This window comes from Methylorubrum subtropicum, from assembly GCF_038442325.1.
In the GTDB taxonomy this organism is placed as follows: Bacteria; Pseudomonadota; Alphaproteobacteria; order Rhizobiales; family Beijerinckiaceae; genus Methylobacterium; species Methylobacterium subtropicum.
The window spans coordinates 238118-260247 of record NZ_JBBXMW010000007.1 but is presented as its reverse complement, the minus strand read 5'-3'; the positions used below and the strand labels follow the sequence as shown (position 1 = coordinate 260247).

23 protein-coding genes and 1 pseudogene are annotated in these 22130 nt (G+C 70.6%); 6 read left to right on the top strand and 18 right to left on the bottom strand.

All coding sequences use genetic code 11. The features are described from left to right. Positions 1–209 (top strand): annotated as a pseudogene (locus AAHG03_RS12660) (hypothetical protein); the annotation flags it as partial. Between the two features lie 143 nt (positions 210–352). On the opposite strand, the gene AAHG03_RS12655 reads toward AAHG03_RS12660, so the two are convergent. Beyond that, positions 353–2482 (bottom strand): marine proteobacterial sortase target protein, encoded by a 2130-nt coding sequence (locus AAHG03_RS12655; protein WP_342151023.1) that lies wholly within the window; start codon positions 2480–2482, stop codon positions 353–355. 240 nt (positions 2483–2722) lie between these two features. On the opposite strand from AAHG03_RS12655, the gene AAHG03_RS12650 reads away from it, so the two are divergent. Further along, on the top strand, positions 2723–3316 hold the full coding sequence (locus tag AAHG03_RS12650) for a histidine phosphatase family protein (protein WP_342151022.1): 594 nt from the start codon (positions 2723–2725) through the stop codon (positions 3314–3316). On the opposite strand, the gene AAHG03_RS12645 is transcribed toward AAHG03_RS12650, so the two are convergent. The 3 genes from AAHG03_RS12645 to AAHG03_RS12635 all read right to left on the bottom strand — a co-directional run bounded on the left by AAHG03_RS12645 (position 3307) and on the right by AAHG03_RS12635 (position 5766). Then, on the bottom strand, positions 3307–4035 hold the full coding sequence (locus tag AAHG03_RS12645) for a hypothetical protein (RefSeq protein WP_342151021.1): 729 nt from the start codon (positions 4033–4035) through the stop codon (positions 3307–3309). The genes AAHG03_RS12650 and AAHG03_RS12645 overlap by 10 nt on opposite strands. 64 nt (positions 4036–4099) lie before the next feature. Further along, positions 4100–5113 (bottom strand): nickel/cobalt transporter, encoded by a 1014-nt coding sequence (locus tag AAHG03_RS12640; protein WP_342151020.1) that lies wholly within the window; start codon positions 5111–5113, stop codon positions 4100–4102. After that, the gene (locus AAHG03_RS12635) at positions 5104–5766 is read right to left on the bottom strand and encodes a DUF1007 family protein (RefSeq protein ID WP_342151019.1); all 663 of its coding nucleotides are present in this window, start codon (positions 5764–5766) and stop codon (positions 5104–5106) included. The genes AAHG03_RS12640 and AAHG03_RS12635 overlap by 10 nt, the downstream gene beginning before the upstream one ends. 83 nt (positions 5767–5849) lie before the next feature. Between AAHG03_RS12635 and AAHG03_RS12630 the strand changes: the two genes are divergently transcribed. Next, positions 5850–6521 (top strand): DUF7002 family protein, encoded by a 672-nt coding sequence (locus tag AAHG03_RS12630; RefSeq protein ID WP_342151018.1) that lies wholly within the window; start codon positions 5850–5852, stop codon positions 6519–6521. A 2-nt stretch (positions 6522–6523) separates the two neighbouring features. On the opposite strand, the gene AAHG03_RS12625 is transcribed toward AAHG03_RS12630, so the two are convergent. From AAHG03_RS12625 to AAHG03_RS12605, 5 genes are all read right to left on the bottom strand, one after another. Beyond that, a complete protein-coding gene (locus AAHG03_RS12625) occupies positions 6524–6979 on the bottom strand; it encodes a cytochrome c-type biogenesis protein (protein ID WP_342151017.1) in 456 nt (151 codons plus the stop codon). Next, entirely contained in the window at positions 6976–8976 is a 2001-nt protein-coding gene (locus tag AAHG03_RS12620) for a heme lyase CcmF/NrfE family subunit (RefSeq protein WP_342151016.1), read from the bottom strand. Before AAHG03_RS12620 ends, AAHG03_RS12625 begins: the two co-directional genes overlap by 4 nt. Before the next feature lie 43 nt (positions 8977–9019). Beyond that, positions 9020–9535, bottom strand: coding sequence for a cytochrome c maturation protein CcmE (gene ccmE, locus AAHG03_RS12615; protein ID WP_342151015.1), 516 nt, complete (start codon positions 9533–9535; stop codon positions 9020–9022). Between the two features lie 150 nt (positions 9536–9685). Beyond that, on the bottom strand, positions 9686–11263 hold the full coding sequence (gene ccmI, locus AAHG03_RS12610; RefSeq protein ID WP_342151014.1) for a c-type cytochrome biogenesis protein CcmI: 1578 nt from the start codon (positions 11261–11263) through the stop codon (positions 9686–9688). A gap of 149 nt (positions 11264–11412) precedes the next feature. Then, complete coding sequence (locus AAHG03_RS12605) at positions 11413–12828, bottom strand: ATP-binding protein (RefSeq protein WP_342151013.1); 1416 nt, start codon at positions 12826–12828, stop codon at positions 11413–11415. A gap of 80 nt (positions 12829–12908) precedes the next feature. Between AAHG03_RS12605 and AAHG03_RS12600 the strand changes: the two genes are divergently transcribed. Both AAHG03_RS12600 and AAHG03_RS12595 read left to right on the top strand, forming a co-directional pair. Next, the gene (locus AAHG03_RS12600; protein WP_342151012.1) at positions 12909–13145 is read left to right on the top strand and encodes a type II toxin-antitoxin system VapB family antitoxin; all 237 of its coding nucleotides are present in this window, start codon (positions 12909–12911) and stop codon (positions 13143–13145) included. Next, positions 13145–13540, top strand: a complete 396-nt coding sequence (locus AAHG03_RS12595) for a type II toxin-antitoxin system VapC family toxin (RefSeq protein WP_342151011.1) — start codon at positions 13145–13147, stop codon at positions 13538–13540. The genes AAHG03_RS12600 and AAHG03_RS12595 overlap by 1 nt, the downstream gene beginning before the upstream one ends. Positions 13541–13569: 29 nt before the next feature. Here AAHG03_RS12595 and AAHG03_RS12590 read toward each other — a convergent pair whose 3' ends face one another. From AAHG03_RS12590 to AAHG03_RS12565, 6 genes are all read right to left on the bottom strand, one after another. After that, entirely contained in the window at positions 13570–14247 is a 678-nt protein-coding gene (locus AAHG03_RS12590; protein ID WP_091943659.1) for a response regulator transcription factor, read from the bottom strand. Between the two features lie 97 nt (positions 14248–14344). Then, on the bottom strand, positions 14345–14716 hold the full coding sequence (locus AAHG03_RS12585; protein ID WP_056241858.1) for a hypothetical protein: 372 nt from the start codon (positions 14714–14716) through the stop codon (positions 14345–14347). Between the two features lie 184 nt (positions 14717–14900). Further along, positions 14901–15125 (bottom strand): hypothetical protein, encoded by a 225-nt coding sequence (locus AAHG03_RS12580; protein WP_342151010.1) that lies wholly within the window; start codon positions 15123–15125, stop codon positions 14901–14903. Positions 15126–15152: 27 nt separating this feature from the next. Further along, on the bottom strand, positions 15153–15506 hold the full coding sequence (locus tag AAHG03_RS12575) for a hypothetical protein (protein ID WP_342151009.1): 354 nt from the start codon (positions 15504–15506) through the stop codon (positions 15153–15155). 53 nt (positions 15507–15559) lie between these two features. Next, positions 15560–16129 (bottom strand): hypothetical protein, encoded by a 570-nt coding sequence (locus AAHG03_RS12570; protein WP_342151008.1) that lies wholly within the window; start codon positions 16127–16129, stop codon positions 15560–15562. 31 nt (positions 16130–16160) lie between these two features. Next, positions 16161–16742, bottom strand: coding sequence for a lysozyme (locus AAHG03_RS12565; RefSeq protein WP_342151007.1), 582 nt, complete (start codon positions 16740–16742; stop codon positions 16161–16163). 438 nt (positions 16743–17180) lie between these two features. Here AAHG03_RS12565 and AAHG03_RS12560 point away from each other — a divergent pair, with 438 nt between their 5' ends. Continuing rightward, positions 17181–17882, top strand: coding sequence for a class I SAM-dependent methyltransferase (locus tag AAHG03_RS12560; protein ID WP_342151006.1), 702 nt, complete (start codon positions 17181–17183; stop codon positions 17880–17882). 804 nt (positions 17883–18686) lie between these two features. On the opposite strand, the gene AAHG03_RS12555 is transcribed toward AAHG03_RS12560, so the two are convergent. From AAHG03_RS12555 to AAHG03_RS12545, 3 genes are read right to left on the bottom strand one after another with little or no spacing between them, the layout of a single operon-like run. After that, positions 18687–20093, bottom strand: coding sequence for a hypothetical protein (locus tag AAHG03_RS12555; protein ID WP_342151005.1), 1407 nt, complete (start codon positions 20091–20093; stop codon positions 18687–18689). Between the two features lie 38 nt (positions 20094–20131). Then, positions 20132–20569, bottom strand: a complete 438-nt coding sequence (locus AAHG03_RS12550) for a hypothetical protein (RefSeq protein ID WP_342151004.1) — start codon at positions 20567–20569, stop codon at positions 20132–20134. Between the two features lie 12 nt (positions 20570–20581). Further along, positions 20582–22099: a DUF2793 domain-containing protein gene (locus AAHG03_RS12545; RefSeq protein WP_342151003.1), complete on the bottom strand. Its 1518-nt coding sequence runs from the start codon at positions 22097–22099 to the stop codon at positions 20582–20584. Positions 22100–22130: the final 31 nt, after the last annotated feature.

Below are 22130 nucleotides of genomic sequence, written 5' to 3'. Positions count from 1 at the left end.
ACGACCAGCACTGGCTCCTCGACGTCGCCTTCCGCGAGGACGACATCCTCACCCGCAACGTCACCACCGCCCAGAACCTCGCCCTGCTGCGCCGACTGGCCCTCGCCATCCTGCGCCAGGACACCGCCAAGGGCTCCCTGCACACCAAGCGACAGCTCGCCGGATGGGATGACGACTTCCTCGCCGACCTCATCACCCAAATGCGATAGCCCTGCCCTTGCGGGGAGGGGTTCGGGGTGGGGGTGGTGCAGGATGGGGCGGGAGCGGTGCCTCCTGCACCACCCCCACCTCCATCTCCTCCCCGCAAGGGGGAGGAGAGGCGCCCCATTCGGCTCGCGCATGGTCCTGCCCATCACGCCAGCCTGCGGCGGCGAGCGGCCATCAGCAGGCCGAGGGCGAGGAGAACGAGGCCGGCGAGCGCCCGCAGTTCGAAATCCGTAGCGGTCTGCGGCAGCGGCACGGAGGGGGCCGCGGCGTACCGGGCCGGGGGCAAGCCGGCACGGCGCTGGCGCGGCGGGGCGGCTTCACCGGCGCCGCCGAACAGGGCCTCGAAATCCCAGCCGGCGGGCAGGTTGAGCGGCAGGTCGGTGCTGACGAGGCGCACGCCCTCGGGCCGGCGCGGGGTGGCGTCGATTGCCACCAGCGAGGTCAGCCGCGTGGTGAGGCCGTGGTCGAGGGCGAGCCGCAGGATCGCGGCGTCGGCAGCCTCCGGGCCGAGCCGGCCGGTGATCCGCGCGGTCTCGGCATCGGCGATTTTCTGGCGCGCCCAGACCTTACTGACCCCGGCGCCCTCCGCTGCCGCGTCGAGGTCCAGGACCGTGTGCCACGGCTGCCCGCCGATCCGGCCGGTGATGGTCAGCGTCCCCTTGGCCTCCGGCATCCGCGCCGCGACGGTGACCGGCTCGCCGCGATAGAGGTCGGGCATCTGCGCGGGCGTGGCGTCGGCGGCCTCCGAGAAGGTGGCGGCGAGGTCGGTGACGACGGGGCTCTCCAACTTCACCAGCAGCTCGCGCATCCGCTCGGCCACCTGATCCACCGAGCGGATCTCCGTGAAGCTGCCCCGGCCGAGTTCGGCCGCGTGGCGCATCAGGGTGCCGTTGGGGGCCGAGCCGATGCCCACCATGAACAGCCGCGTGCGCCCGCGCTCCGCGGCGATGGCGGAGAAGATCTGCGCCTCGTTGCCGACGGCGCCGTCGGTGAGGAACACGACCTGCCGCAGGCGACCGGTCTCGTCCGGGTGCGCGTCCTGAAGCGCGGCCTTGAGCGGCGCCAGCATCTCGGTGCCGCCGCTCGCCTCCAGCCCGGCCACGAAGTTCCTTGCCGTGGCGAGATGGCTCTCGTCGGCCGTCACCGTATCGGAAAACAGCGCGTCGTAGGTGTGGTCGAAGCGGATCACGTTGAAGCGGTCACCCGGCCGCAGGCGGTCGAGGCCGGCGAGCAGGCTGGCCTTGGCCTGCCGGATCGACGCGCCGCCCATCGAGCCGGAATTGTCGATGACGAACACCACGTCCCGCGGCAGCGCGGGCGCCGGGACGGCCTCGGCGGGTGGCGTCACGACGGCGAGAACCGCGTCGGCCCCGGCGACGCGCTCGCGGAACAGGCCGATGGCGGGTGCGGTGCCCGGTGCCGGCGCCCAGGTCAGCTCGAAATCGCGGTCGGCCGCCGTGGCGCCGTCGGCCAGCGTGATGCGGCGCTCGGATGGCGAAACGTCGTCCACGCGGATCGCGTGGGTGGCGCTCTTCACCGCGCCCAGCGCGAAGCCGGCCTTGAGGTCGATGGCGAGCGTCAGCGGGTTGACCGGCGCGTGGCGGGCGGGATCGCGCACGGGCGCCTCTATCTTCGCGCGATCCGGCACCGGATCGGGCGCGGCCGGGCCCTCGGCGGCGCCCTGCACGAGCGGCGGGGCCGGGCTGTAGCGCGGCGCCGCGACGGTGGGCAGGCGCAACGCGTAAGTGCCGCCGGAGAGCCGGACGCTCTGCTGATAGGTGATCTGCACCAGCACGGTCTCGCCGGGGCCGATATTGGCGACCGCGTTGGTGAACAGGTTCGGGCGCTGCTGCTCGGTGAGCGCGGCGGCCTTGCCCTCGGCCTTCGCCGCCTCGTAGGCGCGCCGCGCCGCCTGCCGCTCGCGGATGTCGGCGACGATCACCTGGTCGCCGACCACGAGCTTCATCGAATCGACCGCGGCATCCTCCAGCAGCGGAAACAGGTAGGTGCCCTCGACCCACGCGGCGGTGGTGTTGCGGAAGGCCTGGGTGATGGTGGCCCGCGCGGTCGGGCCGCTGACCGTGATGGCGGCGTCCGCCCGCAGTCGCGGCGCCTCGACCGGGGCGGCGCCCTCGCGGCGCAGCACCAGCGCGCCGCTTCCCGCTTCCTCGGCGCGGGCCGGCGGGCTGCCGAAGCAGGCGACGACGAGGGCGACGAGCGGGCCGATCAGCAGGTTGCGGGGAAGACCTGGGTTCGAGACGGGACGGGGGTGCATCGAAAAACTCCTTGAGGGTGCCGGCACGGACCGGTTGTCCTCGAAGCTCCTCCGCGCCGTGCCTTCCCGCCACGGGAAGCTTTCCCCTCCTTCCGCCCGCGCCCGCACCGCGCCCGTCGCATCGGTGCGGAAACCGGCGCCGCTGCGCACATACGGTGACGCTTCGTCCGGTTGCGTGCGCAGGCGAGACCCGCCGCCGCAATGGGTGGCGCGTGGCGGCCCCCGGCCTACATCGGGCTCATGTCAGCGACCCGCATCCTCTGCATCCGCCACGGCGAATCGACCTTCAACGCCGAGCACGAGGCGACGGGGCGCGATCCCGGCCATATCGACGCCCGTCTGTCCGAGCGCGGCCACGCTCAGGTTAGGACCGCCCGCGCGCGGTTGCGCGACGTGCCGTTCGAACTCGTCGTCACCTCGCCGCTGACCCGCGCCCTCCAGACCACCGCGGGCATCTTTGCCGATCACCCGGCCAAGCCGAAGGTTCTGGTCGAGGTGCTTCACCGGGAATGCCAGGAGAGCAGCTGCGACATCGGCCGCGCGGCCTCGGTGCTGGCGCAGGAATTTCCGGATTTCCGGGTCGATCACCTGCCCGAGACGTGGTGGTACGCCGAAGGTGCGGTCGGGCCCGAGGGCTGGCACGTCGAGCCGCAGACGATCTTCGACCAGCGCGTCGCGGGCTTTCGCGAATGGCTGCGGGCGCGGCCGGAGCGGACCATCGGGGTGGTCGGCCACTGCACCTTCTTCTACCACCTGACCGGGCGCTGGCTGGCCAACTGCGAATCGATGGAGATCGACCTCGCCGAGGAGCCGCGCCCGCGCGCCTACGCCTGAGCCCGGGCTCGTTCCAAGCGATCGCGGGCGTCGATTAGGTCGATCGACGGCGCCTGCCGGCCGATGCCGAGCGCTCCGTCGAGGATACCGAGCGCGGTTCTCCAGATGCCGTCGGCGAAGGGGGCTGCGCCCTCCGCCACTTCGGCCGCGCAGCGCGGATCGTCGAACGCCCGGATCGCCGCCGTGGCGGTGCGGGCGACAGCCGAGGCGTGCGCCCCGATCACCCAGGCGCGCCGGCCCGACGCAGCGTGGGAGAGTGCCCCGCCCTGCCCTTCCGCGGTTCTGGCGGCCAGCAAAGCGGCCTCGGCGTCGGGCGCGGTCTCGCAGCGGGCGGCGAGCGCGGGCAGGCCGGCCCGGTCGAGCAGCGGCGGCAGGATGCGGCGCACGCTCTCCAGCGCCAGGAACTGCGTGCGGGCCGCCTCGATCTCGGGCGCGTCGGCCGAGCCCGAGAGGCGCAGCACGAAGGCCATCAGGCCCTGGCGCTCGGCTTCCGGCATCGCGTCGTTGAGGCCCAGCGCGTAGGCGGCGAGGGGCCGCGAGAAGCAGGGCGGGCAATCCTCGGTCGCCCGGATCGTCCGATAGGGCAGGCCCGCCGCGACGATCGCCGCCTCGTTGATGCAGGTGCCGCCGTCCGGGCCCGGAAAGGCGTGCGAACCTTTGAGAAGCCGCCAGTTCAGGATCGGCGCGAAGGCGTCGAGGGCATCGCCGGGTGCGGTCACGCAGGGCTCCTCTGATCAAGGCGTGCAGCCTGCCACGGCTTCACGACCTTTGGCGAGAGGACGTTCAGCCGCCGACGCTCGCGGCGATCCCGGCGACGAGGGCGAGGCCGAGCACCAGCACGAAGGCCGCGGCCAGGAGTTCGAGCCCGCCGACCGCCAGCGCCCCGGCCCGGCCGCGTCCGCCCGCGAGGCGGAGCGCCAGCGCCTTGGCGAAAACCGCGAGGCTCGCGAGTGCCCCTGTGGTGAGCGCGGTGCCGAAAGCCATGGCGAGGGTCGCAGCGATGCCGGCCCACAGCATCCCCTGGCTCGCGGCGAAGACGAGGATCAGCACCGCCCCGGCGCAGGGGCGGCTTCCGGCGGCGAGCACCACGCCGGCCCGCTCGCGCCAGTGGCCCAGCCGGTCGAGCGCCGCGGCGTCGGTGAGATGGGTGTGGCCGCAACCGGGGGCGCAGGCCGCAGCGGGCGCGTCCGTGGCGAGCGCGGCGAGCCGCCCGGCCTTGCGCCACGTCACCGCGGCGCCGAGCAGCGCGACCAGGGCGAAGCTGACGGTCTCGATCAGCGTGCCGGCCCGCGTGATGCCGCCGGCCGTCGCCTTGAGGATCAGCGCGCCGACGCAGACGATGGCGATGGCGACAAAAGCCTGGAGCAGGGCGGCGGCTGCGCTCAGCGAGAAGCCGCGGCGTAAGGAGCGCTCGCCCGCCACGATGTAGCCGGCGATCACCGCCTTGCCGTGGCCGGGTCCGGCGGCGTGGAACACGCCGTAGGCGAAGCCCATGGCGACGAGCGGCCACCAGCCGCCCCCCGCCTTCAGCGCCGTAACCGCGCCCTGGAGATTGCGCGAAAAATTCGATTGGACGTTGAGCAGCCAGCCGCCGAGCCCGGTCGCGGCGGGGGCCGCCTCGCGAAAGCCGATCCCGAAGGGCGAGCGCGGCGGCGGGGCGGCGACCGGCCCGACGATCCAGGCGAGCGCGCCGAGCAGGCCCGCCGCAACGAGCACCGCACCGGCGGCGAAGGCGAGGCGCAGGGGGAGCCGGCTCGCGGCTCCTGCCTTGGGGGCGAGCGCCGCCGTCAGGGACACGCGACGATGGCCCGGTTGGCGAATTGCTCGCCGTAATTGGAAGCCGAGGTGAGGGCTTCGAACATCGCCTCGCTCATCGACTTGCCGGCCTCGGCCACAGCGGGCTCGGCGTTCTTCGGCCGCGTCACGGTGGTGGTGCAGCCGGCCGCCGCGCCGGGCAGGCGCACGGCGTCGGCGCCCTCGGCGAGGCTGAAGGAGACGAAGTAGGTCGGATCGTAGACCTCGAGCGCCGCGACGCCCCGGCCTTGCACGGCGGGTGCCTTCAGCGGCAGCAGGAAGCTCAAGGTCAGCCGGTCGCCGTCCATGGCCATCCGGGCTTCGCGCGGATCGCTAAAAGCCTGATCGCGGCCCGCGACCTTGAGCTTGGTGAAGTAGGCGAATTCGGCGAGGTTCGCGGTGTTCTCGGTGGCGAGGCCCTGCAGTTCCTCGGGCGAGAGCTTGCCGTCGCCGTTGGTGTCGAGCCCCTGCGTCACGAAGGCCGAGTAGGACGCATCGAAGCTCCACGTGTGGCGGATGCCGGCGACGCGCCCACCCTCGTAGGCGACCTCGGCCTTGGCCGTGACCCAGACATGGGGGTGCGCCTGCGCGACGGTGGGCAGGGCAAGGGCCGCACTCGCGAGGAGGAAGCGGCGAAGGGGTGCGGCGATCGGCATGGCGCTCGGATCGGGCTGGCTTTGCGTTGAAGGGCGTCGGGCGTCATCCCTGCCCGGCCGATCGGGCGAAAGCAGGGCGCGCGATGACCGACGACGAACGGACCGAGTGGCTGCGCGACTGCCCGACGCTGTTCCACATGGCGGAGGCCGGGGCGTGGCCGACGATCCGCCGCCACGGCCTGCTGAGCCCGGTTGCCGCGCTCGACCTGTTCGGGATCGAAGGCGTGGCCCGTGACGCCGCCCTGCGGCGGCGGCCCGAGAGCATCGTGCTGGAGCGGGCCGATCTCGGGCGGATCGTGCTGCGCGATCAGAAGCCCCTGAGCGACAAGGCGCTCGCCCGCTGCCTGCGCGACGACCTCACGCCGGCCGACTGGCATGCGCGGCTGAACGAGCGGGTGTTCTTCTGGCTCAGCCGCAAGCGGGTGCTGACGCTGCTCGCGGGCCGCGCCTACCGCGACCACGCCCACGAGATCATCGAGATCGAGGCCGCGCCCTTCGTCGCCGCCTATTGCGACCGGATCGAGCTGTCGCCGATCAATTCGGGCGCCACTGGCCAGTTTCCGGCGCCGCGGGGCGCCGACACCTTTTTGTCCCTCGACGCCTACCCCTACGCGGAGTGGCGCGGGAAGCGCCCGCGCGGCGAGCGGGCGGTGGAGCTGACGGTGCCGGGCGCGGTGCCCGACATCGCCCGCTACGTACGGCGTGTCGTGGTCATGCGCGGCAGCGAGGAAGGGGAGACGCTCTACGCGGGGTAAGGTCAGCGCCGCTTGATTAGGGCCTCGACCTCAGCGGCCTCGGCCGCGGACAGCCCCTCCGCCTTCGGCGCCCGGCGGCGCGACAGGCGCCAGATGCCGAAGGCGCCCAGCCCGACGGCGAGCAGCGGGCTCAGCCACAGCAGCAGCGTGTGCCAGCCGAAGGTCGGGCGCAGCAGCACGAACTCGCCGTAGCGGGCCACCACGTAATCGACGACCTGATTGTTGGTGTCACCCTCCTTCAGGCGCTCGCGCACGAGCAGGCGCAGGTCCTTGGCGAGCGGCGCGTCGGAATCGTCGATCGACTGGTTCTGGCAGACGAGGCAGCGCAAGCCCTCAGAGATGACGCGCGCCCGCGCCTCCATAGCGGGGTCCTTCAGCACCTCGTCCGGCTGCACCGCGAGCGCCGGGGCCGGGGCGAGCAGCAGGACGAGGGCGAGGCGGGCAAGCAGCCGGGTCATTCGGCCGGCACCGCGGAGGGCGGGAGCTTGGCGCGCGCTTTGACCGGGGCGCCGACGCGCATGCGCCGGTCGGTGAGCGACAGGCCGCCGCCCGCCGCCATGATCAGGGCGCCGATCCAGATCAGCAGCACGAGGGGTTTGTGATAGAGCCGCAGTCCGATCGAGCCGTCGGGCATCACCTCGCCGACGCTGGCGTAGATCTGGCTCATGCCGACCGTCTTCAGGCCGGCCTCGGTCACCGTCATCCGGCGGGAGGGGTAGAAGCGCTTGCCGGTCTCGACCGTGCCAATGACGTCGCCGGCCCGGTTGCGCAGGGTCAGGAAGGCGGCGGTCTCCTCGTAGTTCTCGCCCTTCTTCGGGCCGATCCGGTCGAGGGTCGCGACGTAGGGGCCGGCGGCCACCTGCCCGCCGGGGCGGACGGTGCCGAGGCCTTCCGTGGCCCAGCCCTGGGCGGCGATGCCAAGCACCGCGACGCCGACGCCCGCATGCGCGAGCGCCGTGCCCCAGGCCGAGCGCGGCAGGCCGATGGCGCGGCGCCACGTGGTGCCGAGATCGCGGCTGCGGCTCTGGCCGTAGCCGCGGGCGCGCACCCAGATTTCGAGCGCGGAGCCGATGATCAGGTAGGCGCCGATGCCCAGCCCCACGGGCGCCATGATCGGGCCGCCCCAGGTCAGCGCAGCCGCCGCGAGGCCGACGACGAGCGCCACCGCGAAGGCGGCGATCAGGCGTTGCGCCGCGGCGGCCGCGTCGCCCCGCTTCCAGGCCAGCCCCTGCCCGAAGGGCACGATGAACAGCAGCGGCATCGCCAGCGGGATGAAGGTCCAGTTGAAGAAGGGCGGGCCGACCGAGATCTTGTCGCCGGTCAGCATCTCGAGGAGCAGCGGGTAGAGCGTGCCGACGAACACCGTGGCGCAGGCCGCCACCAGAAACAGGTTGTTCATCACCAGCGCGCCCTCGCGGGAGATCGGCGCGAACAGGCCGCCCTGGCGCAGCATCGGCGCACGCCACGCGAACAGGCTGAGCGAGCCGCCGATGAACAGCGCCAAGATGCCGAGGATGAACACGCCGCGGCTCGGGTCCGAGGCGAAGCTGTGCACCGAGGTGAGGAGCCCCGAGCGGACGATGAAGGTGCCCACCAGCGACAGCGAGAAGGTCAGGATGGCGAGCAGCACCGTCCAGACCTTGAGCGCGTCGCGCTTCTCCATCACGACGGTGGAGTGCAGCAGCGCCGTGCCGGCGATCCAGGGCATCAGCGAGGCGTTCTCGACCGGGTCCCAGAACCACCAGCCGCCCCAGCCGAGTTCGTAATAGGCCCAGTACGAACCCATGGCGATGCCGAGCGTCAGGAAGCTCCAGGCGATCAGGGTCCAGGGCCGTACGGCGCGGGCCCACACGGCGTCGATGCGGCCCTCGATCAGCGCGGCGACCGCGAAGGCGAAGGAGATCGAGAAGCCGACATAGCCGAGATAGAGCAGCGGCGGATGGATCGCGAGGCCGAGGTCCTGCAGCAGCGGGTTGAGGTCGTTGCCCTCCAGCGGCGCCGGGGCGACGCGGCTGAACGGGTTCGAGGTCATGATGATGAACAGCACGAACACGAAGGTGATCGAGGCCTGCACCATCAGGGTGTTGGTGCGCAGGACCGGCGGCACCGAGTTCTTGGCGGTGGCGACCCAGGCCCCGAACAGGGCGAGAATCAGCACCCAGAGCAGCATCGAGCCCTCGTGGTTCCCCCACACGCCGGAGATCTTGTAGATCAAGGGCTTGGCCGTGTGCGAGTTCTCGACGACGTTCTGGACCGAGAAGTCCGACATCACGTGCGCGTAGGTGAGCGCGCAGAACGAGAACAAGAGGCAGGCGAAGGTGCCGAGTGCGGCCGGCACCGCGACCTCGCGGAGCGCCGCGTCGCCCGAGCGGGCGGCCCAGGCCGGCATCACCGCCTGGACGAGGGACAGGGCCAGGGCGAGCGCCAGGGCGTAATGGCCGAGTTCGACGATCACGAATGCGTCTCCCGCGCGGTGTCGGACCGGTTGGTTTTCATGGCTATCGCTCGCTGCGCTGGCCAAGGGTCGCGTCGGCGGCGGGCTTCGGGGCCTCCTTGGCGGCCTCCGGCTTCCCCTTGCCCTCGCCCTCTTGCCAGCGCCCCTGCGCCTTGAGGGCGTCGGCGACCTCGCGCGGCATGTAGTTCTCGTCGTGCTTGGCCAGCACCGTGTCGGCGCGGAACACGCCGCCGACATCGAGCTTGCCCTCCGCCACGATGCCCTGGCCCTCGCGGAACAGGTCCGGCAGCTGGCCGCGATACTGCACCGGCACGGTCGCGCCGGTATCCGTCACCGAGAACTCGACGTTCTGGTCGGGCCCGCGCTTGAGCGAACCCTCGGTCACGAGGCCGCCGAGGCGGAAGCGGGTGCCCGGCGCCACCCCTTGCGCGGCGACCTCGGTCGGCGAGCGGAAGAACACGATCGAGCCGGTCATCGCCGACAGGATCAGCCCCAGCGCCAGGGCCAGGACGGCCCCGCAGCAGGCGATGAGGACGAGGCGGCGGCTCTTGCGGGTCAACGGTTCCGTCCCGGTTCGTCGGCGCGTTCTTTTCCCTCGCGCGATGCGAGGGGCGGCCTGACGGCTTTAGACTCGTTCGTCCGTACGGTTTCGGCCCCCGCGCCCCTCGGGTCAAGGTTGCGCGGGCGGGACCGATTGTCAGAGGCCCATTCAGGGCTTCGGCGCGAGGTCCAGTTCGCGGCCCAGCGCGTCGAGCCGCTCCACCGCGCCGGGGTTGGCGGCGAGCGCCATCTTGGCCCGATCGAGCGCCTGGATCGCGGCGGCGCGGTCGCCGAGCACGCCGTAGGAGCGCACGAGCCGCATCCACTCGTCGGGGCTGCCGCCCTTGGCGGCGAGCCGCCGGTCGAGCGTCGCGACCATGCCGCGAATCACCGCCTCGCGCTCTGCGGGGGGCATGACTCGGATGGCGTTGGCAGCGGCGTCGGCCTCCATGGCTACCGCGGGCCTGCCCTCCGAAACGCCGGCTTCCGGCGGCTTGGTTTCGGGTGATTTGGCCTCGGGTGCGGCCTCGGCGGTTGCACCCGGCTTGCCGTCGGCAAGGCCGAGTTCGCGCGCCTGTGCGTCGAGGCGGGCGCGGGCCGCTTCGTCGCCCTTCAGGGCCTCGCGGGCGCGGGTCAGTGCGTCGAGCGCCTTGTCGCGCTCGCCCAGCACCGCGTGGGAGCGCACGAGGCGCAGCCACTCGTCGGCGGTACCGCCCTGCTTGGCCAAGCGCCGCTCCAGTCCCTCGACCATGCCGCGGATCGCGTCGATCCGCTCGGAGGGCGGCAGCGCCTGGATGTTGGCGGCAGGCCCCGCCACGGAGGAGCCGCCCGCCGCAGCGCCGCCCGCGGGCGCCTCGGCCTTGGGGCCGCCCTCCGGCGTCGCCGCCGGGGTAGTCTCGCCCTTGAGGCGAGCGAGCGTCTCGCGCACCGTCGGCAGCCACGGCGCATCGGCGGGGGCGCTCTCGGCCAGCCCGGACAGGCGGCGGATCGCGCCGGCCACGTCGCCGGACTGCTCGTCGCCGCGGGCGAGATAGAACTGGGCCTTCGGCGCCTTCGGGTCGGCGGCGACCGCCCGGTTCAGCACCTTGCGGGCCTCCGGGGAGACCGCGCCCTCGGCGGCGACCACCAGAGCCTCGCCCCAGTCGGACAACGCGGAGGCGTCCTCGCCCTTGAGGCGCACGACCGAGGCGTAGGCGCGAGCCGCGTCGTCGTAGCGGCCGAGCCGCATGTAGACCGGGGCGAGCACGCTCCAACCGCGGACGTCGTCGGGGTGGCTGGCCAGCCGTGCCTCGATCTGGCCGATGGCGGTCATCATGTCCTGCGCCCCGGCCCGGCTGGCGCTGCGGTCGGCCTCGGTCTGCGAGGGGAGGTTCGGGGAGCCGTAGAGGCCGTAGACGACGAGCGCGACCAGCGGGATCGTCGAGAGGGCGAAGGCCGAGGCCGCGCGGCGCTGGCGCAGATGCGGCTCAGCCAGCGGCGCCACGGTCGATTTCGCCGCGCTCTCCTCGCGGCTCGCCCGCAGCAGCCGGCGCGCGGCCTCGGTGCGAGCGGCCTCGGCCTCGGCGGGCGCGATCAGCCCGCGGGCGAGGTCGCGCTCGATCTCGGCGAGCTGATCCTCGTAGAAGCCGGCCTCGGTCGACAGCTCCGCGCCCGCCGCCTCCTGACGGCGGCGGCGCGACATCGGCCAGAGCAGCGCGAACACCGCCGCCGCGGTCATGGCCGCCAGGATGAACCAGATCGCCGTCATTGGCCCCCGAACGAAAAGCTCGGCCCCGTTTAGTGCCCGAGAGGAGCCCGCACGACATCGCCTTCGGGCGACACGTCGTCACGCGAAGCGCGGAGCATGCGCCTTAGCATAGGCGCGGGGCGACGTAACCTTGGCCTTGAATCACGTTTTCAGCGCTGTCCGACCCCGGCGGGCCCGTCGCCCGGCACCTCGATCACTGCGCGCAGGCCCCCCAGCCCCGCGGCCTCCAGGCGGAAGCGGCCGCGGTAGAGCGTGGCGAGATCGGCGACGATGGAGAGGCCCAGCCCCGAGCCCGGCTTGGTCTCGTCGAGGCGGCGCCCACGCTTGAGCACCGCCGCCCGGTCTTCTTCCGGCAGGCCCGGCCCGTCGTCCTCCACCGCGACGATGAGGTGAGGATAATCGTCGCCGCCGACGGGCGAGGCCGAGATCGCGACGCGCCCTTGAGCCCATTTCGAGGCGTTGTCGACGAGGTTGCCGATCATCTCCTCGAAATCCTGCTTCTCGCCGCGGAAGCGCAGCCCCGGCGAGACGTGGACCTCGTAGGCGATATCCTTGTCGCGATAGATCTTTCCGAACGTCCGCACGAGGCCGGCGAGCGCCGGCTCGACCTCGGTCGAGGCGCCGAGCGTGCCGGCGAGCGCGGCGGCGCGGGCTCGGTCGAGGTGGTAGTTCACCTGATCGCGCATCACCGCGGCCTGCTCGCGGATCTTCTCCGCCAGTTCCGGCGGCGCGTCGCTCGAGCCGACTTCGTTGACGATGATCGAGAGCGGGGTCTTGAGCGCATGCGCGAGGTTGCCGACCTGGGTGCGGGCGCGCTCCAGGATCTCGCGGTTGGTTTCGATCAGCAGGTTGATCTCGCCCGCGAGCGGGGCGATGTCGCGGGGATACTGCCCGTCGATCCGATCGGCCTCGCCGCGGCGGATGGTGCCGAGCGCCGTGCGCAGCGCCCGCAAGGGGGCGAGGCCGAAGCGGATCTGCAGCAGCGCGGTCGCGGCGAGCGAGAAACCGAGCAGGCCGAAGGTCATGAACAGCGAGAAGCGGAAGCGCTCGACATCGTTCACGATCTCGTCGGCGGGGCCGGCCACCCGTACGGTGTAGCGCCCCTCCTGGCCGACATCGACATCGCGCTCGACGATGCGCAGCGTCCGGTCGTCCTGGCCCCGGCCGTAGCCCTGGCGGATCTGGCCGATCGTCGCGGTGCCGGCCTGATCCGGCCCTTTCAGCGGCACGCCGACCAGGGAACGCGAGGTGCGCAGGTCCCGCGGCTTGGCGTCCGGCCGCCCAACCTGCCAGTACCAGCCCGACAGCGGCAGGTCGAAGCGTGGATCGCCGAGCGCGAACGAGCGCGTCTCGGGATCGCTCGGCGAGACCAGATCGGTGGCGAGGTTGTTGGCGAAGACGAGCAGGCGGCTGTCGAAGGCGCGCTCGGTGTTCTCGCGATAGAGCGTGGTGAGGATGAAGGCCGCGATGACGAGGATCGCGGTGCTCGACAGGAACGAGGAGACCGCGAGCCGGACCGCGATGGAGCGGCGGCGCAGGGGGAGCCAGGCGAGGCGGTCGGTCATGAATCCTGGCTCGCGGAGGGAATCGATCCCATGTACATCATGATCGCGCGCTCTCTACACCGCGATCCGGGAGGACGCCCATGGCCCTTCATATCCGCGATACGGAGACGGACCGCCTCGTCCGCCTGCTGGCCGAGCGCAAGGGCATTCCGCTCACCGAGGCCGTCAAGGTCGCGGTCCGTAACGAGCTGGAACGGGAGGCGGGCCGGCCGGGCCTGTGGGAGCGGCTGAAGCCCCTGCACGCGCGGGTCGCGGAGCGGCCGTCCACCGGCCTTGAGGCGGACAAGGCGTTCTTCGACGCGCTGAACGACGAGTGATGTTCGTCGATGCCTCCGCCCTGATCGCCATCATCACGGCGGAGCCCGAGGGCGAGGCGCTCGCCGAACGTCTCGATACGGTGGCCGCGCTGATCACCTCGCCGGTCGCCGTCTATGAGGCGGCCCTCGGCATCGCGCGAAAGAAGCAGGGCGGCCTCGAAGCCGCGCAGGCGGATGTCGCGATGCTGCTCGATCTCGCCCGGATAAGCGTGGTCCCGATCGGCCCGGAGGACGCCGACCGGGCGCTCGACGCATTCGAACGCTACGGCAAGGGAACCGGGCATCCGGCCCGCCTCAACATGGGGGACTGCTTCGCCTACGCGGTCGCGCAACGCCATGCCGTCCCGCTGCTCTACAAGGGCGAGGATTTCGCGCTGACCGACTTGGCCGGGTAGCCGCTCCGGGGACGCATCGGCCCGATGCTTCAGCCCTTCCCCCCAGGCTGGTTCGGATCGACCAGATACCCCAACCCCCGCACCGTCTGGATCAGATCCACCGCGAGCTTCTTCCGCAGGCGGCCGACGAACACCTCGATGGTGTTGGAATCGCGGTCGAAATCCTGATCGTAGAGATGCTCGGTGAGTTCGGCGCGGGAGACGACGCGGCCGGTGTGGTGCATCAGGTAGGAGAGCAGGCGGTATTCGTGGCTCGTGAGCTTAACCGGGTTGCCGTCGACGAAAACGCGGCCGGAGCGGGTGTCGAGGGTGACGGGGCCGCAGGCGATCTGGCTCGAGGCATGCCCCGCCGCGCGACGAAGGATCGCGCGCACGCGGGCCATCAGCTCCTCCATGTGGAAGGGCTTGGTGACGTAGTCGTCGGCGCCCGCGTCGAAGCCGTCGACCTTGTCGGACCAGCGGTCGCGGGCGGTGAGGATGATAACCGGCGTCTTCACCCCGGCCCGGCGCCAGTTCTGCAGGACGGTGACGCCGTCGGCCTTGGGCAGGCCCATGTCGAGGATGATGGCGTCGTAGGGCTCGTTCTCGCCGAGATAGCCGCCCTCCTCGCCGTCGAACGCCTTGTCGGCGACGTAGCCGGCCTCTTCCAGCGCGGTCACCACCTGTCGGTTGATGTCACGGTCGTCCTCGACCACGAGCAGACGCACGGTCGGTCACTCCTCGAACTGTCGTTCCATCGCCGGGAATATCTATCCGAGGCGACGTTTCTCAATCCTTGTACCCGGCCGATTTCCAGCCCCGCCCCTACCACTGCCCGCTGACTTGCCCCGACTGGCCGTCGACCATGACCTGGACGAAGTGTCCGTCCCGGCGCAGGGCGGTGAGCAGGTAGACGAGGCCGGCATCGTGGCGGCACAGCCGGGCGCGCTGAATCTCGGCGCGGGGAATCGCCTGGCGCGCGGCGCGGATCGCGGCGATCGGCGGCACCACGCGCTTCTCGGCCACCGCCTCGCGCAGGTCGGCGGGCGACAGGCAGTCGTCGCCGCGGTTCATCGGCTCGCGCACCTCCGGGACGGGGGCGAGGGCGCCGGTCTCCTCGGCGAGGGGGCCGACCGCGCCCGCCGCGAGAACCGCGGCGGTCGAGACGACGATCAACAGGGCGAAAGCTTGGCGCATCGGCAAAGACATTCGCGCCCGAGCACTGAATGCGTCCTGAATGTTCGGGACGCGACACCAACCGGGAAGACTGAATGCGGATTTCGAGTGGGGTGCCATGGCCACGGGCGCGCTTCGGTGCGGGATAAGACCGGGATCGCGGCGAGGGTTCCCCGGGGCGTTCCCGGTGTGTCCCCAGCACAGATCAGGCCGTCCGGCCGCGCTCGGACCGGCGGTCGAGGAAGACGCGCAGGGTCAGGCTCGCCAGATCCTGGCTGTCGACATGGTCGAGGGCGGCGGTGCGCAGCGCGACGATCGAGCGCTCGAAGCCGCAGACCGCGGCCTCCAGCCGGCCGGCGGCGGCCCGGCTGCGGCGGCGGGCGCTGGCAGTCCGCCACGCGGCGCCCGCACGGGACAGGTTCGAGAACATCGGGTTTCCCCTGATTCGTCGCCTCGCTCACGGGCGCGGGCGGTGCTGGAGTTCACCCAGCCGTCGGAGAATCTCTTCGAGCTTCTCGCGGGCGCGGGCGTCGCTGCGCTCGACCTCGCGGGCGATCTCGCCGGCGAGCCGGGTGAGGTCTTCCAGCACGCGGGTGCGGCTCTCCAGGGCGGCGGCCACCGCCGCGTTGGTCTGCGAGGCCCGTTCTAAGGCGGCGGCCGTGGTGCCGGTCTCCTCGATGCGCGCCTCCAGGGTGCGCAGGCTGTCGCGGTAGAGGTGCAGACAGGCGAGGCCGAGCAGCACCGCGACGATCCAGCCGGCGCCGCCGTCGGAAAACAGCAGGCGGGCGGCCTCGATGGCGATCTTGTCCACGGGTGGGCTCCGGAGCGACGGTCGGGGCGGGCAAGGGGGGCCCGCCCGCGCGGTCAGGCCGGCTTGCGGAGCGGGGCGGGCCTGGGGGTCGGTCCGAGGACGCGGTCGAGGGCGGGCCGCAGGGTGTTGGCGGCGGTCGCCTCCTCCTCCAGCGGCAGGGCGCGGAACACCTTAGCGGCGACGCCCTCGCCGCCGCCCGCCGCCCGGATCAGCCAGCCCGGCGCCTCGTCGAGCGCCCGCTGCACGGCGCGCGCGATCACCGCCGAGCCGAGGGGGACGGTGAGCGTGCGCCCGCGGACGGCGCCGGCGACGGCGTTGAGGGCGTAGTCGGTGGCGTTGTGCACCAGCCGCTCGACGAGCGCGTCGGTGACCAGCAGCCGCAGCGGACCGAGGATGCGGGCGACCAGGGCGGCGACGATGGTGGCGAGCACCGGGGTCGCCAGGGCGGTGAGCACTTGCGCCAGGGCGACGAGCCCGTCGCCCCAGGGCAGCACGATCGCGGCGGCGTCGGTGGCGTGGGCCGGGGTGCAGGCTTCGGGCGCGACGAGCAGGAGGGCGCAGGCGAGCAGCATCCCCCGCAGGCCGACCGCGGAGGGCCGCGCGGCGGGTTCGGTCGTGAGCATGGCGGGTGTTCCTCGGGTGGGGGAGGGGGTGTCAGCGGGCGCCGAGCCAGCCCCGCAGGCGGGTGAGCCAGCCGGCGGGCGGCGCGTCGGCGACGGGTTCCGCGACGGGCGCGGGCGGGCGTTCCGATGTCGGCACGGCGACCGGCTGCGGATCGCTGCGGCGCGCCCGCGGCAGGGCGGTCTCGTAGGGGGTGCGGAACTGGTCGTATTCCGCTTGCCGCCGCGGGATCAGCACGGCGGGGCGGTTCCACATCAGCATCGCCTCGGCCGCGCCCGCCCGGTCGCCCGCCCGCAGGCGGCGCAGCACGGTCGAGCGCAGGAAGGCGGCCGGGCCGATGTTGAAGGTGAGCGAGACCAGCGCGTCGAAGGCGTGCTGCGCCAGCGGCGCGGGCAGGGCCCCATCGACGGTGCGGACGAAGCGGGCGACGTCGCGGGCGAAGATCGCGTCGCATTCGGCCGCCGTGATGCGCAGGCCCGCCCGCGGCAGCGGCGGCCCGGCGGCGGCGGTGTGGCCGACGCCGATCGTCCAGATGCCGACGCTGTCGCGATAGGCCTCCAACCGCCGCCCCTCGCGCGCGATGAGAGCGGCCTCGCCGATGCGGCTGAGATCCATGGTGGTTCTCCGGTGGTGGTGGGTGAAGGGATGCCGCCCGCGGGCGGAGCGCACCTGTTGACGGGCTTGTCAGGACCGCAAGGGCGAGAAATCCAGATCAGAGGCTTGCGGCGGCATGGGCGAAGCGAAGTCGAGCGTCGTGCTATTTCCGCCCTCCCGCGCTAGAGCGCAGGCCCGCTGCATTTGAGCCGGCCGACATGACCTGTCCCAAGTGCAATTCGTTCATGTGGCCGGGCGATTTGCGTCCCGCTGCCGTACTGGGCGAGATGGGCTTTCAAGAGCGGATCGTGCAATGCGAGGCGTGTCCCCACAGCGAACCGGCCCTCGTTTGAGGGTGCGGACCCAAGCGGCGAAATTGGGTCGCTTGCTTGCGTTCTTGAGGGGGTTTCCGTACCACGCCGTCAGACGTGATTCGCATTTAATAACGGCGGGGACACCATGCAGCGGCCCGAATTAATCAACAGCTTCCTTTCGTTGTTTGATCAGCCGCGATATTTGGAAATAGGCGTCGAAAAGGGCCTGACTTTTAAGGAGATCAAGGCGGACTGGCGGGTCGGCGTAGATCCTCAGCCTAAGTTCGAGGACGAAACGTTCCTTGGTGAAGATTTTCAAATGTTCCGCATGCCGTCTGACAAATACTTTACCGATGAGGTCGAGGTCGGCAAGCCGTTCGATGTCGCATTCATTGATGGTCTGCACACGGCTGAACAGACGCTGCGCGATTTCATCAACGTCATGAGCTTCACCAAGAACGAGGCTGTTATTATTATCGACGACATCAGACCAGCCAACTGGGTCGAGGCGCTGCATCTCGATCTCTGGGTCAAAGTCGTGCCGATGACGGATGGCACCTATACCGGCTGGACCGGCGACGTGTTCAAGCTGCTCTACCTCATCGAGACGTTCTTCCCCTCGGTCGAGATGCGCATCTCCGCCGAGGCCCCCAATCAGGTGATCTGCTGGAAGCGGACCAAATCGCGCCCGCTCGGGAAGCCGTTCGCCTCGCGCTTGGATGAGATCGCCGCAGCGCAGTTCCCGCAGTTTCTGTTGTCGAAGCAGAACTTTGCCTCGACCAGCTTGGCAAGCATCATCGCGGACTACAAGCAGTCCCGCGCCGAATGGGCTGCATCGGGTCGGTAGCGATTTGGCGGTCGGCTTTGTGCGTTCTAGACAGCAGTTAAAACTGGCCGCTTTCGAATTGATAGGGGGAAGTGAATTGTAGCACAGATTCACAAGAGCGATCTTGACGATAACGTCGCAGAGTTCATTGAAGAAAAATTCCGAAAGCCGACATAAAAACCGTTTTCGATGTCGGTAAAAATATCGGTCGAATAACTATCAGCTTTCTAAATCCTTAAAAGAAAGCAAAAGTCTGGTCGTTTGAGCCGATTCCTCCGGTTTTTGGCAGATTGAAATAAAACGTCACTAAGCTGGCCGACACCAAGCGCGCCGAGTTCGTTGAATTGGCCCTAGGCGCTAGCAACAAAACTGCTCTGATGACGAACCTTCCCGGGCCGGGAGTGACAGTTAACAGGATCATCGACAAAGCGACCGACAGTTCCATTGATGTAAACGTAGTTCGGGGCGATAGCTATTGCCAATAAAATGTAATATCTTGCGTAGACTGCCTAAAAGTCGACGTTGAAGGCCGTGACTTACAAACGCGGATTGGCTTCGGTGGAATACTGTCTACTCGGACGATCAGTTTCGTTCAAGTCGAGGTCGGCATCGCCCAGGGGAATACAGATCATATCCATTTAAGATCGTTTGAAAGCTTTCTGCTCCCCCGTTCGATATCGCATTCTTGCAATGAAAAATTAGGCTTCGTCGCATGCGCCGTACTTGCGCTGGGCCGATGTGATATTCATCCGCGAGGATGTCGCACATAAATACGCCTGAGCCACGAAGTGGGGGCGCTGCCTCGCCGCAATTGGCCCGCACGTGTCAATTGATCTCGGCGGTGTGGCTGAAGAAGAAAAACGACCCGCTGACCGCAGCGCGCAGCGCACCGACGAGCGTGATGCTCGTGCCCCCCTGATCGCCGTAGGTCGCCCCGCCCGCGCCCGCGCTACGGTTGACGAGCGCGCCAGCCGAGCCGTGTTTGAGCGTCACGCCCGCAGGAAGCGTCAGCGTAACCGAACTCGGGGCGGTGGTGTGCGTGATTTGGATGCTTCCCTGGAGCCGGATCGTCTTTCCGGCGATCTCGTAGCTGACGCGGTTGTTCGTGATCGTCACGCCCGAGCCGCCGCTTTGCGTGTAGGTCGGGGCGTAGACGGTCCAGGGGCTGCCCGTGACGCTGGATGCGTTGCCGCTGGCGTCCGTCAGCGTAAGTGCACCGTCCGAGGTGATGGTGAGGCCCGCGACCTTCGTGCCGGTACCGTTTTCCCAGACCATTTCTTGGCCTGTTTTGATCCGAATCGGATCGTTGGCCGCGAAGGTCGAGCGCGACAAGTCGATGCCGTGAGCCCAGAAGCCCCAGGTTTGACCGACCGCACTCGGCGCGAGCGCCGCGGTGGTGCCGCCCCAGAATGAAAAGCCGCGCCCGCCCTCGCCGCCAATACCTCTGGATGCGGGAACGAGCGCATCCCGGTCGGTGGCGTAACCCATGTAGGTGCGGGAGTAATCGCCCCCGAGCGGCTTGGACGGGTTGGACGAGCGCGAGACGATGTACCCGTAGGTAACATTGGTGCCGATGCCCGGCGCCCCGGGGAAATCCGCCTCGGGCACGAAGTTGAGGCCGCCGACCTGCTGATACGGCACGGTGCCGCCGTATGTCGTTGGGCTGGACGGGCTGGCCTGATACCCCGTGTCGGCGCCCCGGTTGGTCATATTCCATTCGGCGACAGCGGCGCCGACGATACCAGTCTGCATCGGCGGAGAGCCAACGAAGAAAAATTGTCCAAGCCTCGACTGCGTATTGGTAGCGTGAGTGCCGCGGAAGTCGGCGACGATTTGCTCTGCCGCATCAAAATCCGAATTGGTCGCGGAGGAAATATAGGTTTGCCCGAGACCAATCGCCGTGTTGGGTCCCGTATTGGTGGTATAGATCTCATTTAGGGTTGCAGTGTCGTGCGATGACGCCCCTGTGGGCGCCACCGAAATCGCACCGTTCACCCGAACCGGACCGGCGAAGGTGGGGGCAGAAAGCGGCGCCTTTCCGGCAATCAGGTCGGCGAGCGTGCCCGCGGCGGCGTCCGTCGAGGGGGGCACCGACATGGACGACACGTCGCCGGTCGAGCCGGGACCGGTGATGGTCAGGCGCTCGGTCGTGATGGGGCCGGTGCTCTGGGCGTAGGCTGGACCGGCCGCGAGAACGGACAACGACAGAATTCGCAAAGAGTATTTCATCATATTCTCCTCACATGGACTGATAAAAATCAGTCATGCCTCTACAAGCCGGCGCCGCGGCGCCAGAGCTCGTCCGTCTGCGCCTCGGACCAGCCGAGCGCCTGGGCCAGCACCAGGGTGCTCGGATGGGTGCGCTCGAAGAGCGTCGCGCCGGAGACCTGCATCTCGGCGGCGAAGCGCGCGTCCGCGTCGGGAATCGCGTCGATGGCGGCTTGGAGCGGGGCGGGTACCTCGCCGCGCTTGACGAAGGCGAGCGCCTCCGCCCGGGCGATCACGCCGAGGTCGGCGAGCGCCTGCGCGAATTGACGGTCCGAGATGGCGGGGAGGACCGCGAGCGGCGCGGGCATCTCCGAAACCGGCGTTCCGTCGTCGGGCTCGATGCGCTGGCCATGCTGCGGTGTGAACGCGGCTTTGCCGTCCCACTCGACGACGTTGCGTTTGCGGCCGGTGGCCGTCTCGATGATCTGGTAGCGGGCCATGAGAGGCTCTCCTCAACCGCGGGCGATGATCCAGACTTCGCCGCGCGCCCCCGCGCCGCCGGCGCCGGAATTCGCGCCATTGGTCGAGCCGCCGCCGCCGCCGCCCGGCCCGCCGCATGGAGCGCCCGCGCCGCCGTTGCCGCCCGCGACCGTCCCGGCCGCGTTGCCGGCCGCGCCGCCGCTGCCGGCTCCACCGAAACCGCGGGACCAGGGCTTGGCGTTGCCGGCAGCACCATTGCCCCCGGGGGCGACGCCGCCGACCAGGAAGTTCGTCACCCGCCCGGTCAGGCACGAGAAGCCGCCGTTGCCGCCGTTGCCGGACACGTCGCCCGCGGTCAGCCCGCCGCCGCCGCCGGCGCCGGCCGCCCCCTGAAGGCCGTTCTGCGCGCCGCCCCCCGGCCCCGCAGCGCCCGCGCCGCCATTGCCGTTGCCGATGTCGAGGGTGACCGTGCCGCCCGCGAGGCCGCCCGAGACGTTTCCGCTCGTTCCGGCGCCACCCCCCTGCCCGCCCCCCGTGACGATGACGACCGCCCCGCCTGACAGCACGCGACTACCGCCGCCGTTGCCGCCGGGATTGCCGTTGGTGTTGTCGGTGGTGACGCCCGCGCCGCCCGAGCCACCGGCGCCGACCTCGATCGAGAGGGTGCCGGCGAGTTCCGTGGCGGCAAAGCCGTTGCTGCTGTATCCGAGGCCGCCCGCGCCGCCGCCGCCGCCGCCGCCGCGCCCGCTGCCCGCCGCCCCCCGCCGGCCGGAGCCGCCGCCCCCGCCGCCGCCGATCACGACGAAATCCACCTCCCTGGCCCAGTCCGGCTTGGTCCACGTCCCCGTCGCGGTGACGACCGTGACCTCCTCGCGCAAGGTGCCCCGGTCGAAGGTCGCGACGCCGGTGGTGCGCTCGACGCTGAACACGCTCAGCCACGTGCCGCCGTCCGGGCTGACGCGCAGGCCGAGATTGTCGCTGCCGACGAGGCCGATCTCGGCGCGGCCGGCAAAGCCCGTCTGCAGCAGCAGCGACAGCACGTTGCCCGCCGCCTGCTTGTTGAGGGTGTAGCGCAGGTCGCCGGTGCCGCCCTCCGGCGTGGTCAGCGCGGTCCAGAGCGCCTTGTTGAGCTTGGCCGCGAAGGGGTTCTGCGCATCCGCCGCGGTGCCGAGCCCGAGCCGCGTCAGGTTCTGGAGCGCGGTGAAGGTCGAGCGGAACGCGATCCAGGCGCCGCCGACGAAGCTGTAGATCTCCGCCTCGTCGGCCACGAAGGCGAGCCAGCCCGGCCGCGGCACCCGCGCGAGCCACGCCCCGTCCTGATAACGGGCGATGCGCCCGGCCCAGCCGGCCCAGGCGCCCGAGGGGTCGGCGGCGACGATGTAGCGGTCGCCCTCCGCCGGGTTGGCGGGCGGAGCGGCCAGATCCTTGTCGATCACCGCGAGCTGGACCAGCGCGTCGAGGAGCGTCAGCGCCTCGTTGTGGGTGACGTGCTTCTGCGCCTGCCCGCCCGCGATCAGCGGCAGGGCGAGGCTCGGGGTGGTGTCGGCCATGACTCTACTCCGGTGATCTTGGCTCCGTGAG